Origin of the sequence: Desulfovibrio sp. 1188_IL3213 (assembly GCF_036763145.1) — a bacterium.
GTDB lineage: Bacteria > Desulfobacterota > Desulfovibrionia > Desulfovibrionales > Desulfovibrionaceae > Desulfovibrio.
The window spans coordinates 1-1,330 of sequence record NZ_JBAIYR010000543.1; the positions used below are offsets into that span (position 1 = coordinate 1).

1 protein-coding gene is annotated in these 1,330 nt (G+C 56.0%); it reads left to right on the plus strand.

Going from position 1 to position 1,330, the window contains the following annotated elements:
- Positions 1-454: 454 nt before the first annotated feature.
- On the plus strand, positions 455-1,330 hold an 876-nt coding region (locus tag V6C16_RS13445; protein ID WP_333543460.1), incomplete at its 3' end, for a sensor domain-containing diguanylate cyclase.

Below are 1,330 nucleotides of genomic sequence, written 5' to 3' on the forward strand. Positions count from 1 at the left end.
ATTGCTCTGGCGACTGCGCGAGCAGGCGCCCGCCGCGAAGGCGTAAGCGCAATTTATTTGCGCGGTTAAACGCCGAAGCGAGCGTGTTTTAAACTTTGAAAATGTACATTTTCAAAGTTAATCTGCTTTAGCCCGTTGAGCGCGCCGGCTGCGTGGGCTTGTGTGCATCGGCTGCGTGGAATTATGCGCGCCAGTGGCGTGAGCCAGCGGGCGAAGCTGGCAAGCCTCCGCTATGCGGTTTGGCTGATTGGGCTCCGCCCGCATGGCGGGTGCGTGCCGTGCCACGGCTTTGTGCCGCGCGGCATCCGGCTCGACGGCTTTTTTACAGTGGAAAGCGAAAGCCATGTCGTTTACAGTCTGGAAAAACCACAGACTGGTTCTTGTCACCTGTTAACGCCATTGCTGCGGCTGCGGGCCTTTGGGCCATGCCGCGCATGATGGGCCGTGTAAAATTATGAGCAGCCTCAGCTTTGCCACATTGATGACCGTTCTGGACGTTCTGCCCAATGCCGTCTTTATCAAAGATGCCGACCTGCGTTTTACGTTCATCAACAGGGCGTATGAAAAAATGTTTGGCGTGGACAGAAAGGGCGTGCTGGGCAAAACCGTTCTGGATCTTGAGTACCTGCCCAAAAAAGACAGGGAAAAGTACCAGGCTGAAGACGGAGAGATGGTTCTTCAGCAAGAGGTGAGTCACCACGTGGTCGACTATACGTTTGCGGACGGCAATGAGCACACCTGCCTGTACTGGAGCAGCGGCTTTAAAGACGAAAGCGGCGTGTGTGGCCTTTTGGGTGTTATTGTGGATATTGCGGAACAGAGCCACACCATAGGCACGTTGCGCAACCAGCTTGATTCAATGATTAACAGGGTCAGGCAGGCTGACGAGAGCAGCCTGACAGACGCGCTTACCGGTCTGTATACCCGAAAATATCTCGACATGGTGCTGGAAAAATACACCCGGCTGGAAAAAAAACTTTTTTGCTGCATCATGATGGATGTGGACCATTTCAAGCAGATCAACGACAGTTTCGGCCACCTTGTGGGCGACAGTGTGCTGAAAGACGTGGCGCAGGTTGCTCGGGGCTGCATGCGTGAAATGGACACGGTATGCCGCTACGGCGGCGAGGAATTTGTGGTGCTGATGCCGGGCAGCCTTCTGGAACAGGCTGAGCAGGCTGCGGAAAGGATTCGCAGGGCTGTTTCCGGCGCCGTACGCGGGCCTGACGGCCAGCCCGTAACCGTCAGCCTCGGCTGCAGCGAATATGAAAAGCATGAAGACGCCCTGCGGGTTCTGCACCGGGCGGACAAGGCCCTGTATGGGGCCAAG